Below are 26562 nucleotides of genomic sequence, written 5' to 3' on the forward strand. Positions count from 1 at the left end.
AGTATCTATTGATTAACTTAATAATATTATTCAGTAGCATATCTACTAACAAGTATGCAATAAATATTTAGTTACTTATTGCGCATTGCCATGTTTTCCTACATACTTCGTAGGCTTAGAAAATACGGATGACAAGCACGTGTCGTAGGAGTGTCGCCGAGTTACCATTGGGGTGGGGACTGCCTAAAACACCTAAAACTTTCATAGCAATATCCCCCTTCGTTGTTTTCTGTTTGATAGTTATTCTTTATACTGGGAAGTCTTTGAGTACCCGGCTGGGGTCCCAATATTCTCGGTACAAGACAATCTTTCCATCCTCATTAACCTTTACTACACTAATATAATCCTGACTGTAGTCGTTTCCCGTTGATGGAATTCTAAAAATCATTGAGGTTTCAAATACCGCTAGCAATGGATCTGAGGACGGATAGAATACCAGAGGCTTTTCTTCGCATAGTTCCATTGCGCCAGATACATTTTTATAGTGTTCACAAATCGCGTTTTTCCCTTTTACTTGTTTGGGATAAGGGGGTGGGGCATAAGGGAACTCGACTATTGCATCTTCGTCCCAAATTTCCATCCAACTGTTTATAGATGCGCCTTTTACAATCGACAGATAATTTTGTGCAGCCTCCATAGCTAGATATTGATTATTGTTGACCACGAAAATCACTCCTTTTGATATTTTTAGTTCAGAGGTTGTTTGCATTGATTATAATACGAATGTTGTTATAATTGAAGTACGCACTTTGTTGTTAGATACTAAACAAAAGGGGAGTGATTCTATGAAAGGTGGACCTATTGATCCTTTGGTCTGTCCTATGTCATATACAGTATCTATTGTCGGCGGTAAATGGCAATGGGTAATACTATGGCTGTTATATAACGAAAAAGTACAAAGATATGGAGAACTAAAGAAAAGGCTGTCGACTATTTCTCATAAAATGTTAAGTCAACAACTAAATTCACTTGAATTTGAGCAATTAATCCATCGTGAAGAATATCCGCAAATACCTCCTAGAGTGGAATATTCTTTAACTGAGAAAGGAGAGACATTAATCCCTATATTGAAGCTTATGGCGATGTGGGGAGGACAGAACGGTTCACAAGCACATATTGAGTAAATTGTAGATTTCTATTAATCATACAATTTCAGGTGCATCTAGAAAATTATAGTAATTATAGACGTAATTTTCATTCAGGTAATGGAAACGGGGCCGCCGCACTAAGAAATTAGTGCGGCGGCCCCGTTTCCATATAAAAAACAATCCCCGGACTTCGAAAAGTCCGGGGAAAGGTGTAAAATTTATTTATGCAACTAAACAATTTAACACACAAAAATTATACAGCGTTCGGAAACGTTTATCAATTAAAACTTCCGCTCAATATCGAATATATCATTCCAAATAACGACTCTGTTAGGTTGTTGGGACAAATTATTGAGGAGATGGATTTAACAGAATTTTACCAGTCCTATTCCCGTTCCAGGAATAATCAAGCAACCCCAAAACAGATGCTTAAGATCCTTCTTTATGCTTATATGAACCGTTTCTATTCTTCAAGAAAAATTGAAACTGCCTGCAAACGGGATATCAATTTTATGTATCTTCTTGAAGGCACTCATGCCCCAGACCATGCCACTATCGCAAGATTTAGAAGCCTGCATTTTGCTCCTGCGACGAAAAATATAATGGCACAAATGACGCATACTCTAGCTGACAATGCAGAGGTATCCTTTAAAAATATATTTATTGACGGCACTAAGCTCGAAGCGGCTGCCAATAAATATACCTTTGTTTGGAAGAAAGCTGTTAGCAAAAATCAGAAGAAACTCATGGACAAGATCCCTGCGTTATTCAATGAAGTCGAAGAGTTTTTTGTTTTGAAGATATGTATGTATTTTAAAAATACATATTCTTTTTGTGCATTAAATCTATCATTATTTCGTCATTATAATTAGAGTAGAGCATAATAGACTTTGAGAGAAACTAGGGAGGGGGAGAGTAGCAATGTTATGCCCAACCAAGAAAAGGAACTAGTCAAGATTATAGTTGACGAGCAGGATAATTTTTTGCGGTTTGTACGTTGCAGAATAAGAAGCATATCAGAAATGGATGCAGAGGATATCGTAGCTGATGTGATCTTTAATGTGTTTAACAAAATAGAATTTCAACATCATTGCGAAAATGTACTTTCATATATATACCAATCTATTCGTAATAAAATCATTGATCATCTGCGAAAACCTGCAAAAACAATCTCTCTCGATACCATGGATGCCTCTACTGGATTATCCTTGTAAAACAAAAGATAAGTCCGAAGGACAAGGCAACAGCCAGCATGATGGATAGTTATTATTTTTAGTAAGAAAGGTGATTTTGTGTGGATTACTCAGCAAAGGAATTAGAGGGAAATCCTAATGATTTGCACACTCTTTTTGAATCAAAACCATCGATTCAATTTGTGCCAAGTACAGAAATTGAGGGTAAAATCAACACAGTCATTTCTAAAACTGTTGCAGAAAGCTATCAATCGGGCGAATGTACCATTAATTGATAAACTGGAAGAACAAGTTAAAGAAATTAACGATTTAAAGGCTATTAACTCTGAATTGTTAAAGAAATTTGAGGACATAAATAGCAAAACAAGATATGGAAGATTTAAGGGAATATATAATATTGTACTTATCGCGATAATTGGAAAATTGTTGTTCCTGGGATTTCTTATGATTTGGTACGTAAAATGATTCGAAAATTCTGCGGTGCAAAAAAGGGCTCCGCTTGCGGTCAATCTCGGAAAATTCGACCTGGGGCATTAGAAGTCGTTTTGAGCAAGGCAAGCTGCATATCAACCGCACAAAGTTTTTAAGCTAATTTCAGGTGTTTACAGGGGTTCAGGGTGATTCTGAATATTGCTCAGAACTTGTCAGTATTTAGTTTCACACCATTATTTGAGGCGTAAGCAACCCTTATGAGTCAGTTTCAGAAGCGTTTCCTTGCAACCGCAACGATACGCTTTTTTCATTGACTGTCCTGCAATCAGCCTTGTGTGCAGAATATTAATTTTGCTGCTGAATGGCGAGATAGTATTTTTTGCCATAAGGTTCCAAAGTAAATTTGTTGCGGAGATTAATCAGGTTGGGACCGAACTTCGCTTCTAGTTCATTCCTGAAAACGTTCATGATTTCCATGATATAGATATCATGAATGATGACTTCGGTTATCGGCATAACTAACCCCGGATGAGCCGTCCAGGCAGCGCGGCTTTCCTTGCCAAGAGAAACTATGCCGGCGACGATTTCCCTGTCGTCAACGCTAGATACAATCCAGCGACCACCGTATTCGTCAGTAATCTCCTCAGGCATGTAATGTTGATAAACGGTTGCAAATTCGAAATTAAGTTCGCCGTAGGATATGATAAAAACTTTTACGTCTCTTCGAGCCGCTTGTTCAAGTTCTTCTCGGAGTTCCATCACATCATCACTCCACACTTCCAGCAGCACGCGATGTTTGGCTTCCTTTATTTCTTCTTTTACGCGGGCTAGGATAGCTTCATGCCCTGAGATGTTCCATATATTCTCCCGGTTTTGTGACGTTACAGTATACTGCTTCAATTTCTTTTGCGCGGTTAGATAAGTTTTTTCCGCGTCGCGTTTTCTCTGCGCAATGAGTTCTTCGGGGGACAGCGGAATATATAGCGGTGTACTTTCCTGACTCACCAGGACATCCCCCCGCGCAACCATTCCGTTAAGCACTTCATAAATTTTGGATCGTGGAACTCCAGAATTAAGTGAAATCGCGTATCCCGTCAAGGGTGATTTCTCCAACAGAGCTAAATACGCTTTTGCCTCATATTCAGTAAAATTCAGTTCCTGCAAAATCGATATAACATCAGCTTTCATCCAGTTTCGTTTCCTCCTTGAAAATTTTATTTCTGATTGAACTAGCCTTGACAGAAAAGGATATCCTATCTATAATTTACAATAGTAGCTACCGTAGTAGCTATTATTGTAAATCGATATGGAGTATTTTGCAATTATGAGGAATATCAAAAAATACTATGCTGCATCAACATTGGCTTTACTTATATGGAGTACGTCCTTTATTGGGACGAAAATTGCATATTCTACTTTTCCTCCTCTGACTCTGGGAGCTTTAAGATTTGTAATTGCTTCTATCTTTTTGGGTATTGCATTGATTATTAAACGAGAGTTCGCGAAGCCAACATTTAAAGACCTTGGCGTCATGTCGCTCAGCGGGGCACTAGGGATTACCTTGTACTTCGCGATGCAAAACATCGGAGTAAGCCTGACGACGGCTTCCAGTGCAGCTCTGATCGTAGCTTCTTATCCGGCCGTGACTACCTTGTTAGAATTAATTATATATAATGTTAAGCCATCTGCCACTAAGGTTGTTGGAATTTTTATCGCCATGGCGGGAGTTTTTATTTTATCTTTTTCAGAAACAGACGCAGGTGACGGCGACGGGAAGGATCAGTTTATCGGGAATTTGATATTGATTGCAACGGGTTTTGTATGGACATTTTATAATTTCGTGACCCAAAAGGTCGTTAATAAATATCCTGCTATTACTGTTTCATTTTACCAGACAATCGCCGGAACGATTCTTTTTTTGCCACTTATTTTAGTGGAAAGACATGAATGGGTATCACCAACCCTGATATCATTCTCAGCATTGATCTATCTTGGGGTGCTTTGTTCTGTGGTAGCTTTCATGTTTTACAACTTCGGTCTGCGAAAGATTCCACCCAGTACGTCAGTAACATTGATGAACCTTGTGCCAATATTCGGTGTCATATTCTCTGTGTTAATCCTGCATGAAACGATAACTCTTCAACAATTGGCAGGTGGCGTTATTACAATAGCTGGCGTTCTATTGAGTGTAAAATAGACGTCTTCCAGAGTAGTTTAAATTAAAGAAAGGAGGTTCGACAAGTGGCAGCACCCATTTTAACAGAAACACCAGATCGCTGTGTAGTCATTATGGATAAAGAACTACATGGGGGAATTCTGGCTAATGCTATCGCTGTTATTGCCTTAACTGTCGGTCAACGGCATCCGGTACTCGTCGGCGAATCGTTGGTCGATGCCTCGGATTTCGCCCATCCGGGACTTATTCCGACTGGAATCCCTATGTTACGCGCACCTCAGGCGGAACTGGTTAGGATTCGTCATGAGGCTCTGAACAATGGTTGTGATGTAGTGGATTTTCCAGTTGAAGGACAGCAAACAAAAAATTATGAAGAATTTAAAAAAATGGTGGCACAACTTCCAACCGAGAACATTAAGTATACAGGTCTAGCATTGGTCGGTCAAAAGAAGACCATCAGCAAGATTGTGAAAAAACTCGAATTGATGAATTGATTGACCCGCCCCGGAACTAGATGCCAGAATTTAAGTTATACCGACCTCTTTCTTGAATAAAAGAACCACCTTGGTTTCTGGAGCCGGCGGTAGATAATTCAGCGAACTGTGGGGCCGGATCGTATTATATTCCCTGCGTCACATTTCGATCATGATTTGAGCTTCTTTCAAAGTGTCAAATATTTCTCTGTCTAAAAGTTCATCTCGCATCTTGCCGTTAAAAGATTCAATATAGCCGTTCTCCCATGGACGCCAGGTTCAATGAACATTGTCGCTACACCCAGGTTCGACAGCCACTCTGATCCTCTTGGAAGTAAATTCAGACCCATTGTTGGAAGAAATATATTCCGGTACGCCCTTTTGGCAAAATAGCTCTGCTAAATGTTCTTCTACATCTTCTGCTTTCATATTTCGAGCTGCTTGTAAGCAAGCTTTCCCTAGTATATTCGTCGATGATATTGAGAATACGAAAAGCTCGGCCATTACTTGTGCGATCCACCACGAAGTCATAGCTCCATCTATGATTCGGTTTTTCCGGGCGTAGTTGAACAGACGACCCGTCGTTCAGCCACAGGCGTCTTTTCTTGGGTTGTTTCTGTGGTACTTTAAGTCCTTGTTCTGGATAATAAGCCAGTGCACCCGGCGCTGAAGATGAAAACAATGCTGGGAAAGGCCAATGTAAAGTTGAGGTTTCCTGAAAAATGACCCTACTGCACAAGATTACTGAGGAGGCAATTTGATGATTGAGATTCCACAAAACTCTTTTCGTTTATATTTTCGGGATGTGTGCGGCGCGTTCAAATGGCAAAAGTTGTTTCTTAATATATTCTATGAAAACTGTACTTCCTATAAATTCAATACCCCGACCGAAGATCAAATTTCGTATGCCATAAAGAATGCAACCAAAGATACAATTTAGGAGATAGGTAAGGCAGGGGTTCCATTTCAGGTATTCTTTCGCCCGGTCGGTGAGAATAAGTGGATTTGGATGCCTGCATACAATTCGATTGTATGCGATCTCGCCCATATCACAGAACTTACGTTATACGGGATCATGAAAGGCTTGCTAAGCAATTTGGATCGATTTGATATTTACTATAAGAACAGCAAAGAATTGGCCGAAAAAGTAGATGTTGATGCGTTAGTTGCAGCAATTCAAAAAGAAGCAGGAAAAAGTTAATCTTTTTCCTGATTCTTTTTTTCATTTTTTTTCCATGAATTTATTGCCTCTAACATACCCAGGGGAAAGCCCAGCTTTTCGGCCCGTTCCCCTAGCACGATATAGGGAGTTTTTTCGGTTGGAGAAGCGGGCTTTGACGAAGGCGTTTGATCAGAGAGAATACGGCATTTTCCAGATAGAAATAGCATAGGTCAACCTTGAAGGCATCAGCGATACCAATACGAGAAACTGGAGTGCCCTTACCATTTAGGTCTTAGTATACTTTTTGAACTCAACAGTTATTATCGTTACTTAATTATTCATCTCTTACTCGGCATTTAATTATATATATCGCTTTTATTTTATAGATTTGTAGCAACATCTAATAGGATATCTGTAAGTTCCTTAGGATGTGACAAAAATGGTGAATGACTGCTGTTTGGAATGGAATAAACTTTTTCAACAGGTGTTGCTTGAATCATTTTATCCTGGACATCTGGGGGTACTGCACGATCCTGGCCGCATTTGACAAAAATTTTAGGAATACTTTCAAAATGTGAAGTTAAGTGCAAAATACCATAGTGCGCTGCAAGCGCTTCTGGACTTAACTGTGCTATAACTTTATTAGCCACAGCAGAAGGAACATCGTGTAAAAATGCTTCTTTGGCAAAATCCGGTGTAGCAGTTGTAGTCTTTCTGTCTGGTGATAAAACCACTGCACCCGTATCAGCTATTTTAAACCAGTCTTTTGGGTTGAGGCCAGTGACTCCATCTACGCTCTGACCATCTTTAAGCAAAAATGCCGTAACATATACTAATTTTTTTACCTTTTCTGGCCTGTATTCAGCTGCTTGACTCATTACAGCTCCACCCATACTATGTCCCACTAAAATAACAGGTTTTTTTTGTTGATCAAGAACTTTAACAACAGCCTGGGCATAAGTTTCCAAGTTTTGTTCATTTACCGGGGCTTTATCCTGACCGTGTCCTGGTAAATCGATTGCGATTACCTTATGTCCTTCGGCTCTTAGGTTGTTGGCAATTTGATCCCAACACCAAGCACCGTGCCAAGCACCATGAACCAATACGTAAGTTTGGGAATTGGCGCTTTTTGCTTGTACATACTCTGTACAAATTCCGGTCATAGTGAAAGCAAGCATTAGCAGGGTTAATAATAGGCAGATTGTTCTTCTCATCTTATTACCTCCTAAATTTATTTAAGTACAGGAATTTAACTAAAAATCTGTGCTTTTGTTTTTAATAACAAAAAGTTCATCGTATATCACTCCCTCCATTAACTTTAACAAAATACTATCAGCATATAATACTTATTGCAAGTACGCACATTTTTATTATATACTAATAAAAATGATAGTATTGAGAGTAATAGATTGAATTTGAAAAAATTGGACAGACAAACTTTGATGGGCTATATTTTCTGTTTAACGGTAGTAATCAATAAAAAATTATAAATTTTGCATACGTTCTAGACGTAGAAGGCACACCTTCGGGGTGTGCCCCAGGCTGTCGACAAAGTCGGCAGCCTTTTTATATTTGAGAACCTCTTCTAATCCGGTGTGAAATATAGTAAAATAGAGATAATAAGAGATAATAAGAGATAATAAGAGATAATAAGAGATTGGGAGAGATAATCGTGCTTAAGAAGAAAAACAGAGTGATAACCGACCAAGTCGAATTTGTTTGTCTAAGCGAGCTAGTTCCACAAGATCATTTACTGCGCTTAGTTGATGCAAGCATAAATTTCGATTTTATATATGATGAAGTTAAAGATTTATACAGTGATACTACTGGCAGACCCAGTATCGATCCGGTCGTTCTGATAAAATTGCTAGTACTGCAGATTTTGTACGGTATTACATCTATGCGTCAAACAATTAGCGATGCTCAAGTCAATCTTGCTTACCGCTGGTTCTTAGGCTACGGCTTTCAGGAGAAGATACCGCATTTTTCTACCTTCGGGAAGAATTATGAAAGACGGTTTAAAGAAAGTGACCTCTTTGAAAAAATCTTTGAAAGAGTGTTATTTGAGGCCATAGAATGTGGTTTTATCAAAGCAGATGCTGTATTTTTTGATGCTAGTCATATTAAGGCCAACGCCAATAAAAACAAGTATGTTAAAAAGATGGCCCAGCATCGAGTACATAAATATAAGCGTGAATTGATGATTGAAATTAACGCTGACCGTGAATCACATGGCAAGAAACCTTTTACCGATGACAACGACAATGATTCTGACGGAACAATGATTGAAGAAAAGGAAGTCAAAGAAAGTACAACTGACCCAGAAAGTGGTATGTTCCATAAAGGTGAAAAAGAGCGTTGCTTTGCTTACACCGCCACAGTGGCCTGTGAGCGCAACAATTTTATTCTTGGTGTTAAAACAGCCCCAGGTAATGTTCATGATAGTCAGGTGTTTACCGATGTATTTCAAGATGTCATTGAAAAATTTAATGACATAAAAGCAGTAGTTGCCGATTCTGGTTACAAAACGCCGGGAGTATGTCGTGAAATTATGCAAGCAAATAAAATACCGGTTATGCCCTACAAACGCCCCATGACTAAAGAAGGATACTTTAAGAAATACGAGTATGTTTATGACGAATACTATGACTGCTATATCTGCCCCAATAACCAAGTGCTAAAATATTCCACTACAAATAGAGAAGGCTATCGGGAATACAAAAGCAATCCCAAGATATGTGTCCAATGCTCACTGCGTATACAATGTACCCAAAGCCAAAACTTTACAAAAGTCGTAAACCGGCATATCTGGGAATCTTACGTTGAATATGCAGAGGATGTCCGTCATACTCACCAAGGCCAAGACCTATATCGCCGCCGAAGCCAAACCATTGAACGTGTCTTCGCAGATGCGAAAGAAAGACATGGAATGCGCTATACTCGCTATCGTGGCTTGAGGAAAGTACAACACTACCTCACGCTTCTTTTTGCGTGTATGAATTTAAAGAAGTTAGCAATGTGGAAAAAAAAGCGCGGTATGTTACCGCCTTTTTCAAGAACTTTTCCGTCTATGTTATCAAAATTTATGAAACTCGTAACTATTAACAAATCCCGCTTGTTGGCCTTCCGGCCTGAAGCGGGATTTGTCTACACTCTGAGGCACACCTTCGGGGTGTGCCCTTTGCATGTTACGAATATGAAGAAAGGAGGAATGGCAGTAGTAAAAAGTACGCAGAACAGCACGGTTGCCATTAAGCAGCAAAAGTACGTGACAGTTAGCGGCAGTCTGGCATATGTGACCCGTAATTACTCCTGCAAAGCATCGGCGAAGAACCAGGATTTGTTCTCCTGGTAAATAGTAAGTCTAGATGGTTTTTAACTAAGTATTTGAAGTCTGTGCTGGGAGAGACACCTATTTTAAATAAACTCATAAACCGGAATTATAATAGAACATGATTAATCATTAAAACACCCTCACACACTGTGGACTGAATCCTGAAAAACAGACATTGTAAAAAAGTACCTCCTCCTGTAGAATTTCAGCAATGAAATATACAAGAGGAGGTACTTTTATGTCAAAAGAAAAAAAGCGGGAATACACCCATATAAAAGCAGTTGAACAAGAAGTGTTACTAATGCTAGCAAGCGGTAAAACCCAACGAGAAGTAGCTGAGCACTTTGGTTTCAAGGACAAGTATGTAGTTAAGTTTTTTGTTCTAAGGCACAGGAGAAATCAACGACTCTATGAGGCTGGTATTGTCCCCCGTAAGAGGGGGAGGCCCCCCAAAGGCTATATATCTGGTGAAAGTGAAAAGGATAATGAAATTAAACTGTTGAGAATGGAAAACCAATTGCTACGTTCTTTTCTTCAACTCGCTGGAAGGAGGTGAAGGCGAATATTAAGTATGCTGCAATCTATCGCCACAAAGAACAGTTTAGTATTACCGCGATGTGTAATTTTTTCGAAGTTTCCCGCAGTGGGTATTATGAATTCGTTAAACGCATGAATCGCACCGGTAAGGATCAGATTATTGCAGGACTTATTAGCGAATGCCAAAAGAGAACACATGGAATATATGGATATCGCCGAGTGAAAATATGGCTATCGCGGGAAGCTGGCCTAAAAGTGAACCATAATGCAATATTACGTATTATGAACAAATACGGGATCTTGTCGCAGATCAGGAGACGAAAAAAGTATAAGAAGTATGGGCAGCAACTCCATAAATACGAAAACATATTAAACAGGCAGTTTAAAGCGGAAAAACCGAATCAAAAATGGGTTACTGATATTTCATATATTCATACATCACAAGGAGTGCTTTACCTTTCCATGATTAAAGACTTATTTGATGACAGTATTATTTCCTATCAAACTGGTACTGAGCAAACGGTTAGGCTTGTTACAGAAACGATTAAGAGAGCCATGATAAAGGAAGAGGTCGCTGATGGGTTGCAGCTCCATAGCGACCAAGGGTTTCAATATACCTCCACAGCATATTTTAACCTAACAAAAGAATATGGTATTACTCCCTCTATGTCAAGGAGAGGAAACTGTTTAGATAATGCCTGTGCCGAAAATTTCTTTGGTATTCTTAAATCAGAATGTATCCATAGAGTAAGGCCAAAGACATTCGAAGAAGCACGTGAATTAATTGATGAATATATACATTTTTATAACCATGAACGAATTCAATTAAAAACAAGACTGACACCATTTGAAAAACGATGCCAGTCAGCGTAATTATAAGAGATTCTGCGGTAGGTCGCTTTATTATTGTCCGGTCAACCGGGAGCAGTCCACACTTTATGTTTGCGAGGGTGTATTTTTATGTGGCAGTAAAAAAACACTTATTATCCTTCCCTGTTACTTATCCCCCATTGTGACATCAGGTCAAGAATGGGAATCAAACTTTTACCCCTGTCGGTTAACGAATATTCCACTTTGGGCGGCACCTGATTGTATTGCTTTCTATGAATAATATTGCTTTTTTCTAACTCCTTTAACTGATGACTTAAAGTCCTATGCGCTATTTTTGGTAAATTTTCTTTCACTTGTCCATATCGGATTATTTTATCCTGAGCTATGAGTGATAAAATTGCCCATTTCCATTTTCCACCTACAATTGATAACGTATACTCAATAGGACAACCGTTGAAGGGACATTCTTCTTCGGTTGCTTTTTTAAGCTCTTTCACATTGATCACTCCTTACTTACATTTTGTTTAGTATATAACAAAAAGATGCGTACTTCATATTTATTATAATAGGTGGTACACTTAAATTCAACCAATTAAGGGGGTGATTATAATGCGAATTTTTAGCTTGAATAAGAGAAGACATTCTATATCCAAGATGCAGTTTTCAGGCAGTACTAAAGAAGATGCTATGGATATCGATGCGGCTTACTTAGCCATAAAATAAGAAAGTGAGATGAAAACAATATGTCAGAATATCAGTTAGACTTAGACAACCAGTACATAATATGGGGAACACGCATTGATATTGATTCGCTAGCGGTTAAGTCGTCAATGGATTCTATAACACAACATTCTAATGGTTATGCGGATTGGAATCTTCCTAGTGGTGTGTATCATGCAAAAGACATAATCCGAGAGCTTGACACACTTCTCGAAGCAATACTTATTCAGCTCGGCACGGCAGCGGATGCTGATGCCCTGTTGAATAGTATCCGTTCCAGCATGTCACTTAGCGGGAGAGAATCTGTTTTGCCGCTTGAATCGCTCTCACTCGAACATGCTGCAGGAGCAGAGATTACAAAGCAGGCAAAGCTTATCGGTGAAACTTTATCCCAATGGGCACGTGAATTTAACTCACAACGTTGGGCCTTCAAAAAATGCGGACAGGAAAAGCTTGCTAGATTACGCTTTAGAAGCCATTGTAACGGTCATCTATGGACGGTGCCGGTTTTTGAACTTCTTGCCGGACCCACAGGAAGCCCTGTAGTTATGCAATTGTTCAATGAATATATGCATCAACTTGTACTCTTGAGAGAGGCACTTATTCCTTTCGATAATTGGGATGAAGTTCCGATTGAAGTCATAGAAAAAACAGACGAGAAAGGTTTAAGATTTCTGGAAGAAGCCCATACGAAATTTCTATCTGAACTTCTGGGGAAGAGGCTCACACATAAGGCAATCGTTGGCTTTGCTCAGAGCTTATTAAGTCCGGAGTTATCTGCGGTCGGGTATGGATTTCAATACCGCTTTGGAACAATACTTCCTGCAAGTTTGGGGGAATCACCCACTAGAGCTTCAAAATATCTTCTTCATTGGCATCCTGTATGGACGGTAGTTACCGATACTCATAAGCCGTTGTCTGTCGCTTTTGATTATGTCTCCAGTGATTATTACTCGATACCGCGCAGCCAGATAGGAACTGGACAGCCGCTTCAACTTGATTTACAAAGTCAGGAGATTGAAGATATCCATGAGGCACAACTCATCCCGGTCCGCAGTGGATCGAATCGATTCAACCTTCAATATCGGTTAAGAATTAACTCTACTTATTATGAGATAGATCTCGGTCAGGCATTTCGAGGACATCGATTTATGTATCGTCCCAATCAATGTCCTAAGTCAGATTCGGGATTGCCTGTGACAGTAAAATCGGATATAAAGGAACACCGTGCAGGGGATGTGCTCGCCTTAACAGGATTGGTAACAGACGATTCAGGTATCCATTTTATTTCCACCGGTGGAAATCATTTTGTGCAGTGGGCGTTACTGGGAAAGCTTTATCCTGAGAATGTAGTGGTGCTTGACAAAGCTGATGAAAAAGAATTTAAGTCAGCACAAAATTCGGGAAAAGGGTTTGGTACAAAATTTTTAATACATTAAGCCTATATTAGGTTTGGTATATAACGAGCACTCTCAGGGAAACCTTTTGATTTTCGGCAATTGTATACACATTTCCACGTATGCCTCACATCTGACAACAAATCTCACAAATCAGCGTACAAAGAGTTCCTGAGAGTACTCATTAAAAAAGGAGAGATTCAATGGAATTTTTTACTTTAGTTAAAAGCAGGCGCTCTGTTCGGAAATACAAAACCGAGCCGGTCAGTAAAGAGAATATCTTAAAGTTATTGGATTGTGCTAATTGGGCACCATCGGCATCGAACCGGCAGCCATGGGAATTTCTCGTCGTGAGCGGAGCATGGATTAAACGCCTCAGTGAAAGCTATCGGGACATCGTAGAGAAGTTTACAAGTAATGTTAAGATCAAAAACATCGGCAACATTGCCTCAAACAAAGCTTTTCTACGATTTGCGTCTGATTATGGTAGTGCACCGGTGGTTGTAGTGGTACTTGTCAAAAAGCACAGCGATCCAAAGGAAGCAAAAGCCGATCTTGAAAGCGCAAGTGCCGCTATGGAAAACTTCGTGCTGGCAGCAGCGAATTTAGGGCTCGGTACCTGCTGGATGACCGGTCCGCTTTATGATGAAAATGGTTTACATGACATTTTAAGTATCCAGGATGATAAAGAGATAGTAGCTGTAACACCTCTGGGCTACCCGGAGGACACGCCAAAGCCAGTTCCGCGTAAAGACCCAAATTTAGAGAAAAAAATCATATGGCTCGAATAAAAGAAAGAATGTGTGATATAAAAGTGAAATAAGCCTGGAGGAATTAGATCATGTGTAGATATCTTGATGGCTTTGAACAAATGATGGTCGATACTGGTGATTCTTTGATCAAAGTTGCGCGTGCAGGACATGGCGAACCAATGCTTATGTTGCATGGATTTCCTGAAACACATTTAATGTGGCATAAAATTGCACCTGCACTTACAGAAAAGTATACTGTGGTTTTGACCGATTTGCGCGGTTACGGAGAAAGTTCACATCCACAGGGATTACCGGATCATTCAAATTATTCAAAAAAAACCATGTCAACTGACCAAGCAAGGGTAATGGAGAAACTGGGATATAGCTCCTATTATTTAGTGGGTCATGACCGTGGAGCACGTGTTGCCTATCGCATGTTGCTTGACTATCAGGAAAACATAAAAAAATGTATGCTTTTAGACATTATCCCAGGTTATGATATGTATAACCGGACAGATAAAGATTTTGCTATTGCCTATTATCATTGGTTTTTCCTGGCTCAACAGAAGGGACTTCCAGAACGTATTTTAGCTGTAAATCGGGAGATATTTATACGTCTTTTTTGGGTCAGTATAATGACGCTGAGAAAAGTGAACAAATTTTTCCGGAAGCAGTCAAAGCCAAATTTGTAAGCTATTTAGCTACACCGGAAGGAATACATTCTATCTGTGAAGATTATCGGGCCAGTGCAACCATTGATTTGGAGCATGAAAAGCAAGACAGGGAAAAAATTATCAATGTACCGATTATGGTATTATGGGGGAATGATGGAAAGCTTAATAGATTTTTTGATGTTCTTTCAGCATGGCGTGAACGCGCTGCGAATGTAACAGGATTTGGTGTTCCTCATTGCGGACACTATATCCCGGAGGAAGCCCCTGAAGTTATATTAAATTCAATTAAGGAGTTTATGTATCCATAAGATTTCTGTAACGAGCCAAGCAACTGTGAAAATCAGTCTCAAGAATACTCTATATTTTAAACAAGGGTAATCAGGAAAAAATCGAATGGAGGTAATGAAATTGACAACAACGGAAGCTATTAGAGCGCGTAGAAGTATACGAAAATTTAAACCCGAGGCTCAAATTCCCCAGGAGCAGATTGATATGTTGATGGAAGCTGCCATGATGGCCCCATCCGCAATTAACACTCGCCCTTGGGAATTTGTAGTAGTAAAAAATAAAGATAAGTTCAATGAAATTATTCAAGTACATCCTTATTCAAGAATGTTACTTACGGCATCGTTGTGTATCGTTGTCTGTGGATTACCTGATGAACAATCTGGACTCTCTGCGGGCTTTTACCCGCAGGACTGTGCTGCGGCGACACAAAACATACTATTACAGGCGACCGACCTCGGATTGGGCACCTGTTGGTGTGGAGTCTATCCAATAAAAGAAAGAGTCGAAGGACTGCGTAAGGTGCTTAAGGTTACAAGCGTACCGTTTAATCTCATCGCTGTAGGAGTTCCTGATGAGGTATGCAGACCTCGCGGTTTCTTTGACCCCGGCAAGGTGAAGTATCTCTAAAAATTGCAGTATGATATTAAATGGCTCTTTGGACATTAAACAAAATCAATAATCAATAACATTACAATTATCAAAATTCTCTATTCCAACAATATTATATTTAATTATGGACATATCTGCTTACCATGATAAATACGAACAGAGTCAAAGATTAAAACAAACGGACAGGAGAGTCAGAATAGAAAATTCCTTAATGCAGGTAGTCGCGCCCCCCTAAAATCAGGGGGCGAACCTTTTCGCAAAACTCCAAATACGCGAATCAGTATCTTTTGTCTATCAAATGGCATGTCGAGTGTGTAGTTTTACTGCAAAGAAAACACGACTGACGAAGTCAGTCGTGGCGTGGGATTAGGGATATTTGTAAGGACTTGTATATGTTCCTCCGAACGTGGGGAGAAAACATTTGTGCCGTAATTATGTGGAAGAAAGCCTTCTAGCCATCAATGATAAAGAAATGTGAGGCTGTACAGCTTGAGATAGAACGCAGAAGAATATACGCTGGAGCATGGCATTCAGAAACTTGAGTACGCGACAACTAGCAACCCTTTGCCGACAGAGTTATCTGTAGTTCTTGCTGTCAATAACTTTTGAAAATGTCACCCTAAAAGGGAGTTAACTATCGTGTGAAAATGTCACTCTAGGATTAGGCATATTTCTTGAGGAAGATACTTTCGAGCATCATTAAGATGTCGCTGTTGCTATCCTCAAAAGTGACTTTTTTCATAAGGTTATGTCCGTACTTGTAATAATGACTGTCAGGTGGTTGCCAATGTTTTTTGTCCAAACTGTTTGCCGCAGTCTTAGGTTCAGTAATTCTCTTTGCTTTAATATAAGGAAGAACGTCAAAAAGCGTATTTTTGAATTGAACCTTGATGCCAAGTGAAGGACTTACTAAAACAGTAATTTTCGCCTTGGGAGGCAGCAGCGGAAGTCCTGGTTCTGTAATGACTTTAAAGTGCCTGTTATAGAAAGAAAATACACCTCCAGCATCTACTGAACGCCTAAGCTTCACACATAAGACGGTATCAGGATTTAGGTTCGGTGATAATGGCCTAAACGCAGATTCCGCGTTATCAGGTTCAACAGAAAATGAGGCATTGAATAAAGGTATATAGCGAGTTAAGAACTCATTTGCCTCGTCGATAGTAGAAATACCGGCTATCTTAAATTCTACCGGCAGGCGGCTTTGAAGGGTTTCCCAGAGACGTTCTACGCGGCCTTTAGCCTGAGGAGAACGAGCAGGAATGAGGGTAATGCCTAGTTCATTCATGGCTCTACCGAACTGAGTATCATTGACTACTCTGCCAGCGAGTTGATCCTCAACAGTAAGCTTTGAAGCATTAGTCGAGAGGAAGATAGCGTGTCTATCGGTGTATAAACTAACAGGAATACCATGGTTAAATAAAACTTGACGAGTGACTTCCCAATAACCGTGAAGGCATTCGTTCTTGGTCATATAAAGGCCGACAATATTGCCGGTAGCATCATCGATAGCGCCATGCAGAGCAAATTTGTTAAAGTCTCCGAACCATTCAAAGGGAGTCGCGTCCATTTGAACGAGAAGACCAGCTTGAGACTTGCGCTTACGGCGACGATGTGGTTTAAATCGACGACGCTTTTTGGGACTTTTGATACCAGCCTGAGTGAGGGTAGAATGAAGAGCCGAATAGTTAATTTTAATACTTTCTTGGCGTTCCAGCAGTTCTTGAAAGTGTACGAAGTTGGCTGAATTATAAAGATCGGACTGCTTCAGAGAAATAACTTTCTCAACAAGTTCATTATCTAAAGCGTGTTTAGGTTTGCGGTTAGTATTTTTATGAATTAAGAACGCAGCTCCTTCGAGAATGACTCCTTTCTTTAGACGCAGAATTTGGCGTTCACTAATCCCCAGACTTACAGACGCGTCAGCAATAGTTAAATGACCATCAATGACTTTTGAAATAACACTAAATCTATTCAGTTGTGATTCAGACAATAGATAACGCACCTCGTTGTTCATAGTGACATTTTATCGCGATAGTCTACAAGGTGACATTATCACAAGTTAAACACAATGTAGCGGCAGTATCAATTGATAACTTGCCTTTTCTAAGGTATAATCTGTATGTGTTAAATTTTTCATGTTCAGTTAAATTTTACACCAAAAGCTGGGTTCTTCGGAACCCAGCTTTTGTATTTTAGGCATAGAAAGGAGGTGCCTCATTTTGAGACCCCCTCTTTTTATTTGTGGGGCATAGGCCTAAGTTCTACGCGTAATTCAATGTCATTTAGGATAAAACAAAAAGAGACTAAATATCTCTTATTTTTTATATCGAGGATTTCTATTCATCGCTGTCGTCTTGTTTATCTAAAGGTTTGAACGCCGGATGCATCAGCGTAGTAGTCAATGGACTAGTTTTTTCTTCAAGAGCTGCATTTTGAACTTGTACAACTAAGTGAAAAGCGGCGCGCGAGAGAATTGCCGTCACATACGAAGCAACAAAAGCGTATAAGTAGTTCCATTGCATTAACTGTAAGATGTCGAGCGCAGAGAATATTGGTGCAATAATAAATGAAAGGAAGAACGTTCCTGCCGTGTTCCATATAAAGAATTGTCGCCAAGTAGAACTATATTGTTGTACTAGCATATAAGTGAGGGGGATTAAAGTCCAATCCCGAAGCAAAACACTTGTTGTGAATGGCAGTATTGGAACCTTGTAGTACCAGAGTCCTGAAGTTGTTCCCAAAAGATCAACAAGACTCTGCATTACCGTGATTAGAGAGCCGTAAAATAGCAGGTTTAGCAGTCGTGTCTTGTCCGTAAGCCGATACCAAACAATATAAGCTATTATTATTATTGATATAGCGCCCCAATACTTCGGAGTAGTTATGTTAGTTTGCCATTGGGTGAGTAATGCATTCCACAAGTCTGCCCTAATTTGATAAAGTACATAGTTTATATCCATGATATATAGCCTCCAGCGAAGTCTCAATATAGGTTAAGCATATTTAATGAATTAAATACAGTAGATGCCATTTGTTGCTTACTTCTTAGTGGAGATGCTTCAATATTGATAAAAGCTTATGCCTGTGGGCGTGGTTGGGGCTGCTTCGGGAGAAGGTCAGACGGCGAGACTTATAAAGTATCAGGTGTATTTGTTGCAATTTATCCGGTGACACCTATGGCGAGGAAAGTGGTTAATCCGGTTGCTAAAATTGCAGTATTCTAGCCGGTAGTTAGGCTGTATTTTTAGTAGTAAGGTAGAAGGGGGCTACACATGTAATTTATGTAACTTAATGGTGATATTGGCAGGGGTTTAAGGATAATAGTAAGAATTAATAACTTTACAATAGAAAGTAAAGGTGGAGTTACATGAAAAAAATAATAGTTAGCTTTATAGTAATTACCCTTTTGACAATTGGAACGGCATTAGCAGCAGAACCATCAACGGAAATGAATCGAATTGGAGTTATTGACGTAAGTATTGTAATGCAGCAAAGTCCGCAAGTAAGGGAATTTCAAAGACAACTAAATGAAAAAGGTAAAGAGTTAACTAATCAATTACAAGTTGAAAAACCTAATCTTTCAGCGGAAGAATTTAAGAAAAAGCAAGAAGCGGCGTATGCAGACTTTTTGAGGGTAAAAGTCGATTTGGAAAAACAAATAGACGAAAAAGTAAAACAAGCAATAGTAAAGGTTGCCAAGGAAAAGAACCTAATAATGGTACTTTATAAAAATTCTATTATCTTTGGTGGAACTAATGTAATTCAGGTTGATATAACTCAGGATGTTATTAACAATATCGAATAGAGAAAAATAAAAAGACTAAAACTATCGGCTGGCCTCGTGGTCAGCTTTTTATTTTGATGTTATCCCAATATGCCGCCGGGTTGTTAAGCAATATATCTTGATTTCATAGGAAGTTTGGCCGATTCTATGACGAAAAGGCACAGATATAACCGGTAACGCATATATTGGAGAGCGCAGGAGATTGGTTTAGTGGGGGGGAGGTCTTGGAAGAGTTTAGAGAAATCCCAGGGGAATCCATATTATTCGAATTATCCCCCGAGGAACTCACAGTGTTTTTCTTTGCATTGGGCCTTACAATTGCACAATCACTAACCATCGATGAGCTTAATGTTTTGGGAAATGGATTTTTTTTAGTGGCACAAGCTTTGTTTACTATTTCTTCCCAGCGAACACTACTTAATGACTTCATAAAAGCGCAACAAGAAAAAGAATTAGCCGAAAAAGAAAAAGAATTACCGAAAAAAGACAAGAAGACAATTGAAAAAGAAAAAAAGTCAGATGAAGAAGATTTTTCTGAACCTCCTAATAGAGAAAAAAGTAATAAGTCAATCAGAAATCTAGAGTCTAAGTTGAAAAAATTGCAAGACCAAATTGAAATCATACAAAAGCAAATTGAAGAGTTGAAAAACTAATCAAGGAACTTCCCCTGCAACTCTCTTCTGAGGACTATATTTATTTCTCAACAATGCTAGGCTTATATCTGTAGCCTCTAGCCATTTTTTATCATTTGTTCTTCTATGTAAAGAACTCAAACTGCTGGGGGTAATATCCCCAATAGACAACTTTTATAATAACAGGGTTAATACCTAAGTGGTAGTATAAATTCTACTTGAAAGTTAAATTGCAGGAAGCATTAAGTCTATAAATTAGATTAATGCGTATAAGATGAAAGCCCACCCTTAGCGCATAGCTAGGGGATGGGCTTTTCGGTTAGCTCGTTTTTAATGTTGACATCATCATCTAGGCCAGTACATTATAATCATTACTCCAATTAGCGATATGACACCACCAATAATATCAAACTTATCAGGAATAACTTTATCTACGCCCCATCCCCAAAGAATAGATAAGGCTATAAAAACACCACCATATGCTGCATAAACTCGACCAAAATTCGTAGGCTGTAATGTTGGTATTACTCCATATAAGACAAGGATTATTGCTCCAGCTAATGCATAGCTAAGACCTTTGCCCTCACGTAGCCATAACCAGATCAAATACCCTCCCCCAATTTCAAATAAGCCGGCAAGAACAAAGTATCCCATCGATTTGAAAAATTCCATAGTTACCTCCGATTAAATGATAATTATTCTCAATACATTTTAGCAAATTTTGCTTGGTTAGTAAACAAATTTAAATTAAATTGCTATTTTAGATTGCTTCGGCTGCCGATACATTACTTTAAATATCTTTTGGTTCGTAAGTCAATACTATAGTGAATGAATTTAACTGAAACTATAATTAGGAATACTGGTCGGAGGGGCAGTCTAATGTTTAAACGCATTGATCATGTAGCCTTTATCGTTAAGGATAGGGAAAAATCTATACATTTTTACGAAGGCAATTTTGGTTTTAAAAAGTATTATGAACAAAATGTGCCTGTGCCTACCATAGAAAAGATAGTTTATCTTAAATTGGGCGACACCGTTTTAGAGTTAATACATATGCCGGAAGGACAAACAAACCAAGGATTTCACTTCTGCCTTGAGAGTGATAACTTTGACGAAGATTATGCCCGGCTAAAGAAGGCCGGCATCCCTATTGATACCGAAGCTCATCCGGCAGGAACCCGCGAGCCCAGTGAAGAAGGTTGGCGCAGAGTAGTATTTGTCGGCCCTGATGGGGAACTAATAGAATTTAGAGGATAATAACGAAACAAGTAACCATCAACTAAGCAGTCTTAAATAGAAGCGAATTTGGCATTTTTTTTTGTTCTGATAGCGTACTATGTCAAATAATTTTTTATGAAATCTGAGCATAGCAAATACGCCTGTTGCCTTAATCGATTAACAGAAATTACCATTAAACATACAGTAACTGACGAAGAACAGAATAAAAGAGCTTTTCCCCTCTCGGACTTGAACCGGGAAAATACCTCGTTTCAATCACTGTAGGGATGCAATCTAGCAAAAGTACAAGTTCATATTAACGTACAATTCGCATTTACAGGACGAGGTGGATAATGCTATCAGACGAGGTCATAGCCTCAAGAAAGTATTCGATCTCCGCTCTGTCCCAGAGCGAAAAAGCTCTATGTTGTCGTGCTTACGCAGATAATAGTTCGAGGGATTTTTGGTGCCTTAGCTTTTTTAACACTTCATTTTTGATAATCGTTTTTGCTGTTTTTGAGTGAAAAGGCTGTTTTTTTGTTAGCATGGCAAATACGATCTTGAGCAGTTTGTTACCCATGGCAATGAAAATTACTTTGGAATGCTTACCTTTTTGTTTCAAACGGTCAAAGAACGGTTTCAAATCAATATTATGACGACATATGTTGCGACCTGCCTGGTAAAGTACGTAACGCAAATGCTTGTTACCTTGCTTTGTAATACGCCCATAGTAACCTTTTTGGCCGCCGGATTGTCTTACCATTGGATTGGTTCCCGCCTTTTTAATGAGTTGACTTGCTGAATCAAAATTAGAGATATCGCCAATTTCACTAAATAATTCGGCTGCAGTAACAGCACCAATTCCCGGAATTGTTAATAGCAAATACCCATCTGTCTGAAGAAGGAGTATCTCCATTTCCTTTTCAAGTCGGTCAATATTATCATCTAATCGCGTTAAATCACTTAGTTTAAGTTGCAGCAAAAGAAGTTCTGGTTCTAATTCTGCTTTTGAGAGTGAATAAGCGCATTGTGCCGCTTGTAAAAGTTTCTGAATAGTTGTTTGACGCAGTTTTAAATTGTGCTCTTTAGAAATGCGCCGCAAGCCTGGTTCACCAAGTCGGAGGATATCTGATGAATGGGGGGCGTTCTTCAAGAACCAAAGTGATGATTTTCCAAAAAAATCGCTAAAGATACGGACCTTTTTGGGACGGTTATGATGCAAGGACACTAAACCTTGAAAGGGACGGAAGATTTTGTCCATCAAATTTCTGATTTCAATGCGAATTACGGAACGCTTTCTAATTTCTTGTCTTCTAGCTCTGGTTAAGGCGAGTAATTGTCGGTAATGTCCCGTAGGGAGCTGTGATTGGGTAGCCTTATTATTCTTTAAGGAATAAGCGATAGCAACTAAATCACGATCATCTGTTTTACACCAATTGAGAGCACTGGAACGTTCTTCATGGGTAGTAGCAGCATTAATAATAGCTACGGTATACCCATGGGAAGTAAAGAAGCGAACTATATCTTCATAATAATGCCCGGTGGCTTCGATACCGATAAATACTCTCTCAATGTTAAATGTCGCCTTAGCCTTCTCCAATTTAGCGAGACATAGATTCAAGCCAGGTTTGTCGACAGAGAAAAAGAACGAGTGATCAATAATGTCACCAAAGTAATTACAAATAAGTGCTTTAGGTAGAAACTTAGCCGCATCAATTGCTACTAACAAAACCTGCTCAAAATTTACTCCACGAAGGAGTTGAGAGAATTGACAACCTTTCTTACCTTGAATATTATTTGATGTAGAACCCATTGACTTCAACCTCCTAGGGGTAGTAGGTAGTAAGAATGAAGTTCTTCGTCAGATACTTTCATCTTACACGAAGTCAATGGGTTTTTCCTGTTATATTCACTATATCACACACTAGAAAGTATAACTTTCGCCTGGATAAGGGCAACATCGACTTCCGCTTTCGCCAAAGGCTCGGCGCAAGCCGTGTTTTCTTTATCTTCAGGTAGCGATTGATCCCCAAAGTTTTTTTTACTGTACGTGCAATCAATTACTAAAAACGATTAATTATATTAAAATCAATCATTTTTAGTAATTGATATATGGTGATATACTTGAATTAAAGATAAGTTAGAGAGGGGTTGCAAAAATGGAAATGTATTCGTTGGCTATAATTTTATTTATTTATATTTCACTCCGATTATTTGTTTGGAGCCAAGCGCTAACAAAGTCAAAGCCGGCTTTTTGGACAAGAGAGTTGATTCAAATCGGTAATACGGAAGCTAAACCAGCTAGGCACGATAAATCATCCTATAGAAAAAGAAGTTTAATTGGAACTCTTAAATAGAACTAATTGAGTTGTGAAATTTCAGATGTTGGCCGATATGTAATGAGAGTTCAGGAGATTAGTAATGGTACATACCGATTTTTATTGTCCCAAATTACAATCCGCTTTGAAACCACTAGATGAAGACGGGCGAGAATAAGGGTTTAAAAAAATCTTGAATTTATGTTGACAATAATCGATTCAACTGGTATAGTTATAATCCGAGGACGCGGGAGTGGCGGAATTGGCAGACGCACCAGACTTAGGATCTGGCGGGTGACCGTGGGGGTTCAAGTCCCTTCTCCCGCACCATATGCCGGAGTGACGTAATTGGCAGACGTAGCAGACTCAAAATCTGCCGGGGGTAACTCCGTGTCGGTTCGAGTCCGACCTCCGGCACCATTTATTATAACTAAACATTATAACTTCGGGGCGTGGCTCAGTTTGGTAGAGCACCTGGCTTGGGACCAGGGGGTCGCAGGTTCAAATCCTGCCGCTCCGACCAGAAATATTCTAGATCAGAGGAATTGGTCTATTTTTTTTGCAAAACGATCAGTTGACATAACTGATGAAATTTGCTATAGTAATAAATCTGAAATGACGGCGATATGGCCAAGTGGTTAAGGCTAAGGTTAGCAAGACCTTGATCCCCTAGTTCGAATCTGGGTGTCGCCTCCAAAAAAATGCCTGGAATGCATGTTATCTTAGATATGTCCAACCTACTTTGATATATAGGGAATTCAATGATATATGGCTGTCGAGCCGCCTTTAGAGTGGAGGACAAAAGTATATCTCAGGATGCCCACCTGCTAGGTGCAGGTTTGGACATATAAAGAGACGACATTTTGGGCTAGTAATAAAACTAATAAATAACAATTGACTTAATATAAACAACATGGTATTCTATATAAGTCGCTGTAACGACGGAATTAATTGGCACAAAAAAAGTGTTGATATAACGAAGAATGAATGTTATAATATTAATCCGTTGCTAACAGGGTAATGTGTTCTCTGAAAACTGAACAATGTAAGTAATGCATCATAGCGTACTATCGTATGAGCCTCATAACATGCATGGCTGTATAGGCCTTCGTATTATGGCGTCTCAATACAATGTACGGAAAGCCAGATGTGCAAGTGGTTAATAAAACCACGTCAAAACTTTAACGGTGCGGAAATAGCTCAGCGGTAGAGCATCGCCTTGCCAAGGCGAGGGTCGCGAGTTCGAATCTCGTTTTCCGCTCCAAGAAATAATAGAGCCATCAAGGCTCCATAAATATACTTTTATGGAGAGTTTGATCCTGGCTCAGGACGAACGCTGGCGGCGTGCCTAACACATGCAAGTCGAACGGGGAGTTACTTGTAACTCCTAGTGGCGAACGGGTGAGTAACGCGTAGATAACCTGCCTCTAAAATGGGGACAACACCGCGAAAGTGGTGCTAATACCGAATGTGGTATCTTTATCGCATGATAAAGATAAGAAAGATGGCCTCTATATATAAGCTATCGTTTAGAGATGGGTCTGCGTCTGATTAGCTAGTTGGTGAGGTAAAGGCTCACCAAGGCGACGATCAGTAGCCGGTCTGAGAGGATGAACGGCCACACTGGGACTGAGACACGGCCCAGACTCCTACGGGAGGCAGCAGTGGGGAATCTTCCGCAATGGACGAAAGTCTGACGGAGCAACGCCGCGTGAGTGAAGAAGGTTTTCGGATCGTAAAACTCTGTCGTTTGGGACGAACGTGCTTTGGGTAAATAATCTAAAGTAATGACGGTACCAAAGGAGGAAGCCACGGCTAACTACGTGCCAGCAGCCGCGGTAATACGTAGGTGGCAAGCGTTGTCCGGAATTATTGGGCGTAAAGGGCGTGTAGGTGGATTCTTAAGTCGTGTGTCTAAGTGCGGGGCTCAACCCCGTATAGGCGCAGGAAACTGGGGATCTTGAGTGCAGGAGAGGAAAGTGGAATTCCCAGTGTAGCGGTGAAATGCGTAGATATTGGGAGGAACACCAGTGGCGAAGGCGACTTTCTGGACTGTGTCTGACACTGAGGCGCGAAAGCTAGGGGAGCGAACGGGATTAGATACCCCGGTAGTCCTAGCCGTAAACGATGGGTACTAGGTGTAGGAGGTATCGACCCCTCCTGTGCCGGAGTTAACGCAATAAGTACCCCGCCTGGGGAGTACGGCCGCAAGGTTGAAACTCAAAGGAATTGACGGGGGCCCGCACAAGCGGTGGAGTATGTGGTTTAATTCGACGCAACGCGAAGAACCTTACCAGGGCTTGACATTGAGTGAAAAACTTAGAGATAAGTTCCTCCCTTCGGGGACACGAAAACAGGTGGTGCATGGCTGTCGTCAGCTCGTGTCGTGAGATGTTGGGTTAAGTCCCGCAACGAGCGCAACCCTTATCCTTTGTTGCCAGCGCGTAATGGTGGGAACTCAAAGGAGACTGCCGCAGACAATGCGGAGGAAGGCGGGGATGACGTCAAGTCATCATGCCCCTTATGTCCTGGGCTACACACGTACTACAATGGGCTTAAACAAAGCGAAGCAAGCCTGCGAAGGTAAGCCAAACGCATAAACAAGCTCTCAGTTCGGATCGGAGGCTGCAACTCGCCTCCGTGAAGTCGGAATCGCTAGTAATCGCAGGTCAGCATACTGCGGTGAATACGTTCCCGGGCCTTGTACACACCGCCCGTCACACCACGAAAGTTGGAAACACCCGAAGCCGGTGGGGTAACCGCAAGGAGCCAGCCGTCTAAGGTGGGGCCGATGATTGGGGTGAAGTCGTAACAAGGTAGCCGTATCGGAAGGTGCGGCTGGATCACCTCCTTTCTAGGGAGAACCGTTCGGTGTAACAACTGAACTACTTCCAGGTCGGTACATTTGGCAGATGCACAAACTTTACATTGTTTAGTTTTG

At 40.1% G+C, this 26562-nt stretch carries 27 protein-coding genes, 5 tRNA genes, 1 rRNA gene, 1 other RNA gene and 2 pseudogenes; 27 read left to right on the forward strand and 9 right to left on the reverse strand.

Going from position 1 to position 26562, the window contains the following annotated elements; all coding sequences use genetic code 11:
- Nucleotides 1-247: 247 nt before the first annotated feature.
- Nucleotides 248-664, reverse strand: a complete 417-nt coding sequence (locus SRRS_RS09005; RefSeq protein WP_371368117.1) for a nuclear transport factor 2 family protein — start codon at nt 662-664, stop codon at nt 248-250.
- 121 nt (nt 665-785) lie between these two features.
- On the opposite strand from SRRS_RS09005, the gene SRRS_RS09010 reads away from it, so the two are divergent.
- From SRRS_RS09010 to SRRS_RS09025, 4 genes are all read left to right on the forward strand, one after another.
- Nucleotides 786-1124 carry a winged helix-turn-helix transcriptional regulator gene (locus SRRS_RS09010; protein WP_371368119.1) on the forward strand — a complete coding sequence of 113 codons (339 nt, stop codon included), beginning with the start codon at nt 786-788 and terminating at the stop codon, nt 1122-1124.
- Between the two features lie 188 nt (nt 1125-1312).
- The gene (locus SRRS_RS09015) at nt 1313-1960 is read left to right on the forward strand and encodes a transposase (protein ID WP_371368121.1); all 648 of its coding nucleotides are present in this window, start codon (nt 1313-1315) and stop codon (nt 1958-1960) included.
- 54 nt (nt 1961-2014) lie between these two features.
- Nucleotides 2015-2302, forward strand: a complete 288-nt coding sequence (locus tag SRRS_RS09020) for an RNA polymerase sigma factor (RefSeq protein WP_371368122.1) — start codon at nt 2015-2017, stop codon at nt 2300-2302.
- An 80-nt stretch (nt 2303-2382) separates the two neighbouring features.
- On the forward strand, nt 2383-2556 hold the full coding sequence (locus SRRS_RS09025; RefSeq protein WP_371368124.1) for a hypothetical protein: 174 nt from the start codon (nt 2383-2385) through the stop codon (nt 2554-2556).
- 502 nt (nt 2557-3058) lie between these two features.
- Here the strand turns inward: SRRS_RS09025 and SRRS_RS09030 are convergent.
- Nucleotides 3059-3901 carry a TrmB family transcriptional regulator gene (locus SRRS_RS09030; protein ID WP_371368126.1) on the reverse strand — a complete coding sequence of 281 codons (843 nt, stop codon included), beginning with the start codon at nt 3899-3901 and terminating at the stop codon, nt 3059-3061.
- Between the two features lie 136 nt (nt 3902-4037).
- On the opposite strand from SRRS_RS09030, the gene SRRS_RS09035 reads away from it, so the two are divergent.
- Nucleotides 4038-4910 carry a DMT family transporter gene (locus tag SRRS_RS09035; RefSeq protein ID WP_371368128.1) on the forward strand — a complete coding sequence of 291 codons (873 nt, stop codon included), beginning with the start codon at nt 4038-4040 and terminating at the stop codon, nt 4908-4910.
- 44 nt (nt 4911-4954) lie between these two features.
- Nucleotides 4955-5383, forward strand: a complete 429-nt coding sequence (locus SRRS_RS09040; RefSeq protein WP_371368130.1) for a DUF2000 domain-containing protein — start codon at nt 4955-4957, stop codon at nt 5381-5383.
- A 30-nt stretch (nt 5384-5413) separates the two neighbouring features.
- Here SRRS_RS09040 and SRRS_RS09045 read toward each other — a convergent pair.
- Nucleotides 5414-5999, reverse strand: a pseudogene (locus tag SRRS_RS09045) (integrase core domain-containing protein); the annotation flags it as partial.
- 123 nt (nt 6000-6122) lie between these two features.
- Between SRRS_RS09045 and SRRS_RS09050 the strand changes: the two are divergent.
- A complete protein-coding gene (locus SRRS_RS09050) occupies nt 6123-6302 on the forward strand; it encodes a hypothetical protein (RefSeq protein ID WP_371368132.1) in 180 nt (59 codons plus the stop codon).
- A gap of 69 nt (nt 6303-6371) precedes the next feature.
- Complete coding sequence (locus tag SRRS_RS09055; RefSeq protein WP_371368134.1) at nt 6372-6563, forward strand: hypothetical protein; 192 nt, start codon at nt 6372-6374, stop codon at nt 6561-6563.
- 341 nt (nt 6564-6904) lie between these two features.
- Here SRRS_RS09055 and SRRS_RS09060 read toward each other — a convergent pair whose 3' ends face one another.
- Entirely contained in the window at nt 6905-7738 is an 834-nt protein-coding gene (locus SRRS_RS09060) for an alpha/beta fold hydrolase (RefSeq protein ID WP_371368136.1), read from the reverse strand.
- A 458-nt stretch (nt 7739-8196) separates the two neighbouring features.
- On the opposite strand from SRRS_RS09060, the pseudogene SRRS_RS09065 reads away from it, so the two are divergent.
- From SRRS_RS09065 to SRRS_RS09075, 3 genes and pseudogenes are all read left to right on the forward strand, one after another.
- A pseudogene (locus SRRS_RS09065) lies at nt 8197-9555 on the forward strand (IS1182 family transposase); the annotation flags it as partial.
- 541 nt (nt 9556-10096) lie between these two features.
- Entirely contained in the window at nt 10097-10414 is a 318-nt protein-coding gene (locus SRRS_RS09070) for a hypothetical protein (RefSeq protein ID WP_371368138.1), read from the forward strand.
- On the forward strand, nt 10411-11268 hold the full coding sequence (locus SRRS_RS09075) for an IS3 family transposase (protein WP_371368140.1): 858 nt from the start codon (nt 10411-10413) through the stop codon (nt 11266-11268). Before SRRS_RS09070 ends, SRRS_RS09075 begins: the two co-directional genes overlap by 4 nt.
- A gap of 110 nt (nt 11269-11378) precedes the next feature.
- On the opposite strand, the gene SRRS_RS09080 is transcribed toward SRRS_RS09075, so the two are convergent.
- A complete protein-coding gene (locus SRRS_RS09080) occupies nt 11379-11723 on the reverse strand; it encodes a winged helix-turn-helix transcriptional regulator (protein WP_371368142.1) in 345 nt (114 codons plus the stop codon).
- Between the two features lie 246 nt (nt 11724-11969).
- Between SRRS_RS09080 and SRRS_RS09085 the strand changes: the two genes are divergently transcribed.
- The 5 genes from SRRS_RS09085 to SRRS_RS09105 all read left to right on the forward strand — a co-directional run bounded on the left by SRRS_RS09085 (nt 11970) and on the right by SRRS_RS09105 (nt 15684).
- Entirely contained in the window at nt 11970-13385 is a 1416-nt protein-coding gene (locus SRRS_RS09085; RefSeq protein WP_371368143.1) for a hypothetical protein, read from the forward strand.
- Between the two features lie 161 nt (nt 13386-13546).
- Nucleotides 13547-14134 carry a nitroreductase family protein gene (locus tag SRRS_RS09090; RefSeq protein ID WP_371368145.1) on the forward strand — a complete coding sequence of 196 codons (588 nt, stop codon included), beginning with the start codon at nt 13547-13549 and terminating at the stop codon, nt 14132-14134.
- Between the two features lie 50 nt (nt 14135-14184).
- Complete coding sequence (locus SRRS_RS09095; protein ID WP_371368146.1) at nt 14185-14787, forward strand: alpha/beta fold hydrolase; 603 nt, start codon at nt 14185-14187, stop codon at nt 14785-14787.
- A gap of 68 nt (nt 14788-14855) precedes the next feature.
- Entirely contained in the window at nt 14856-15077 is a 222-nt protein-coding gene (locus tag SRRS_RS09100) for an alpha/beta fold hydrolase (RefSeq protein WP_371368148.1), read from the forward strand.
- An 85-nt stretch (nt 15078-15162) separates the two neighbouring features.
- Nucleotides 15163-15684 carry a nitroreductase family protein gene (locus SRRS_RS09105; protein WP_371368150.1) on the forward strand — a complete coding sequence of 174 codons (522 nt, stop codon included), beginning with the start codon at nt 15163-15165 and terminating at the stop codon, nt 15682-15684.
- A gap of 643 nt (nt 15685-16327) precedes the next feature.
- Here SRRS_RS09105 and SRRS_RS09110 read toward each other — a convergent pair.
- Both SRRS_RS09110 and SRRS_RS09115 read right to left on the reverse strand, forming a co-directional pair.
- Nucleotides 16328-17659: an ISNCY family transposase gene (locus tag SRRS_RS09110; RefSeq protein ID WP_371368151.1), complete on the reverse strand. Its 1332-nt coding sequence runs from the start codon at nt 17657-17659 to the stop codon at nt 16328-16330.
- 346 nt (nt 17660-18005) lie between these two features.
- A complete protein-coding gene (locus SRRS_RS09115; RefSeq protein WP_371368152.1) occupies nt 18006-18629 on the reverse strand; it encodes a hypothetical protein in 624 nt (207 codons plus the stop codon).
- Nucleotides 18630-18734: 105 nt separating this feature from the next.
- Between SRRS_RS09115 and SRRS_RS09120 the strand changes: the two genes are divergently transcribed.
- From SRRS_RS09120 to SRRS_RS09130, 3 genes are all read left to right on the forward strand, one after another.
- Nucleotides 18735-18893 carry a hypothetical protein gene (locus tag SRRS_RS09120; protein WP_371368154.1) on the forward strand — a complete coding sequence of 53 codons (159 nt, stop codon included), beginning with the start codon at nt 18735-18737 and terminating at the stop codon, nt 18891-18893.
- Nucleotides 18894-19036: 143 nt separating this feature from the next.
- Entirely contained in the window at nt 19037-19474 is a 438-nt protein-coding gene (locus tag SRRS_RS09125; RefSeq protein WP_371368156.1) for an OmpH family outer membrane protein, read from the forward strand.
- Between the two features lie 203 nt (nt 19475-19677).
- Nucleotides 19678-20106: a hypothetical protein gene (locus SRRS_RS09130; protein WP_371368157.1), complete on the forward strand. Its 429-nt coding sequence runs from the start codon at nt 19678-19680 to the stop codon at nt 20104-20106.
- A 324-nt stretch (nt 20107-20430) separates the two neighbouring features.
- Here SRRS_RS09130 and SRRS_RS09135 read toward each other — a convergent pair whose 3' ends face one another.
- On the reverse strand, nt 20431-20757 hold the full coding sequence (locus tag SRRS_RS09135; protein WP_371368159.1) for a YnfA family protein: 327 nt from the start codon (nt 20755-20757) through the stop codon (nt 20431-20433).
- Between the two features lie 207 nt (nt 20758-20964).
- Here SRRS_RS09135 and SRRS_RS09140 point away from each other — a divergent pair, with 207 nt between their 5' ends.
- Nucleotides 20965-21342 carry a VOC family protein gene (locus SRRS_RS09140; protein WP_371368161.1) on the forward strand — a complete coding sequence of 126 codons (378 nt, stop codon included), beginning with the start codon at nt 20965-20967 and terminating at the stop codon, nt 21340-21342.
- 397 nt (nt 21343-21739) lie between these two features.
- Here the strand turns inward: SRRS_RS09140 and SRRS_RS09145 are convergent, their stop codons facing one another.
- A complete protein-coding gene (locus tag SRRS_RS09145; RefSeq protein WP_371366954.1) occupies nt 21740-23116 on the reverse strand; it encodes an IS110 family transposase in 1377 nt (458 codons plus the stop codon).
- A gap of 752 nt (nt 23117-23868) precedes the next feature.
- Here SRRS_RS09145 and SRRS_RS09150 point away from each other — a divergent pair.
- From SRRS_RS09150 to SRRS_RS09180, 7 genes are all read left to right on the forward strand, one after another.
- Nucleotides 23869-23951: transfer RNA gene (locus tag SRRS_RS09150), tRNA-Leu, on the forward strand.
- 3 nt (nt 23952-23954) lie between these two features.
- A tRNA-Leu gene (locus tag SRRS_RS09155) sits at nt 23955-24041 on the forward strand.
- A gap of 26 nt (nt 24042-24067) precedes the next feature.
- A tRNA-Pro gene (locus tag SRRS_RS09160) sits at nt 24068-24144 on the forward strand.
- 97 nt (nt 24145-24241) lie between these two features.
- Nucleotides 24242-24317, forward strand: a tRNA-Cys gene (locus SRRS_RS09165).
- 3 nt (nt 24318-24320) lie between these two features.
- Nucleotides 24321-24495: non-coding RNA, 6S RNA (gene ssrS, locus SRRS_RS09170), on the forward strand.
- Nucleotides 24496-24810: 315 nt separating this feature from the next.
- Nucleotides 24811-24885 (forward strand) — tRNA-Gly (locus tag SRRS_RS09175).
- 37 nt (nt 24886-24922) lie between these two features.
- Nucleotides 24923-26475, forward strand: a 16S ribosomal RNA gene (locus SRRS_RS09180).
- Nucleotides 26476-26562: the final 87 nt, after the last annotated feature.

Origin of the sequence: Sporomusa rhizae, assembly GCF_041428845.1 — a bacterium.
Lineage (GTDB): Bacteria > Bacillota > Negativicutes > Sporomusales > Sporomusaceae > Sporomusa > Sporomusa rhizae.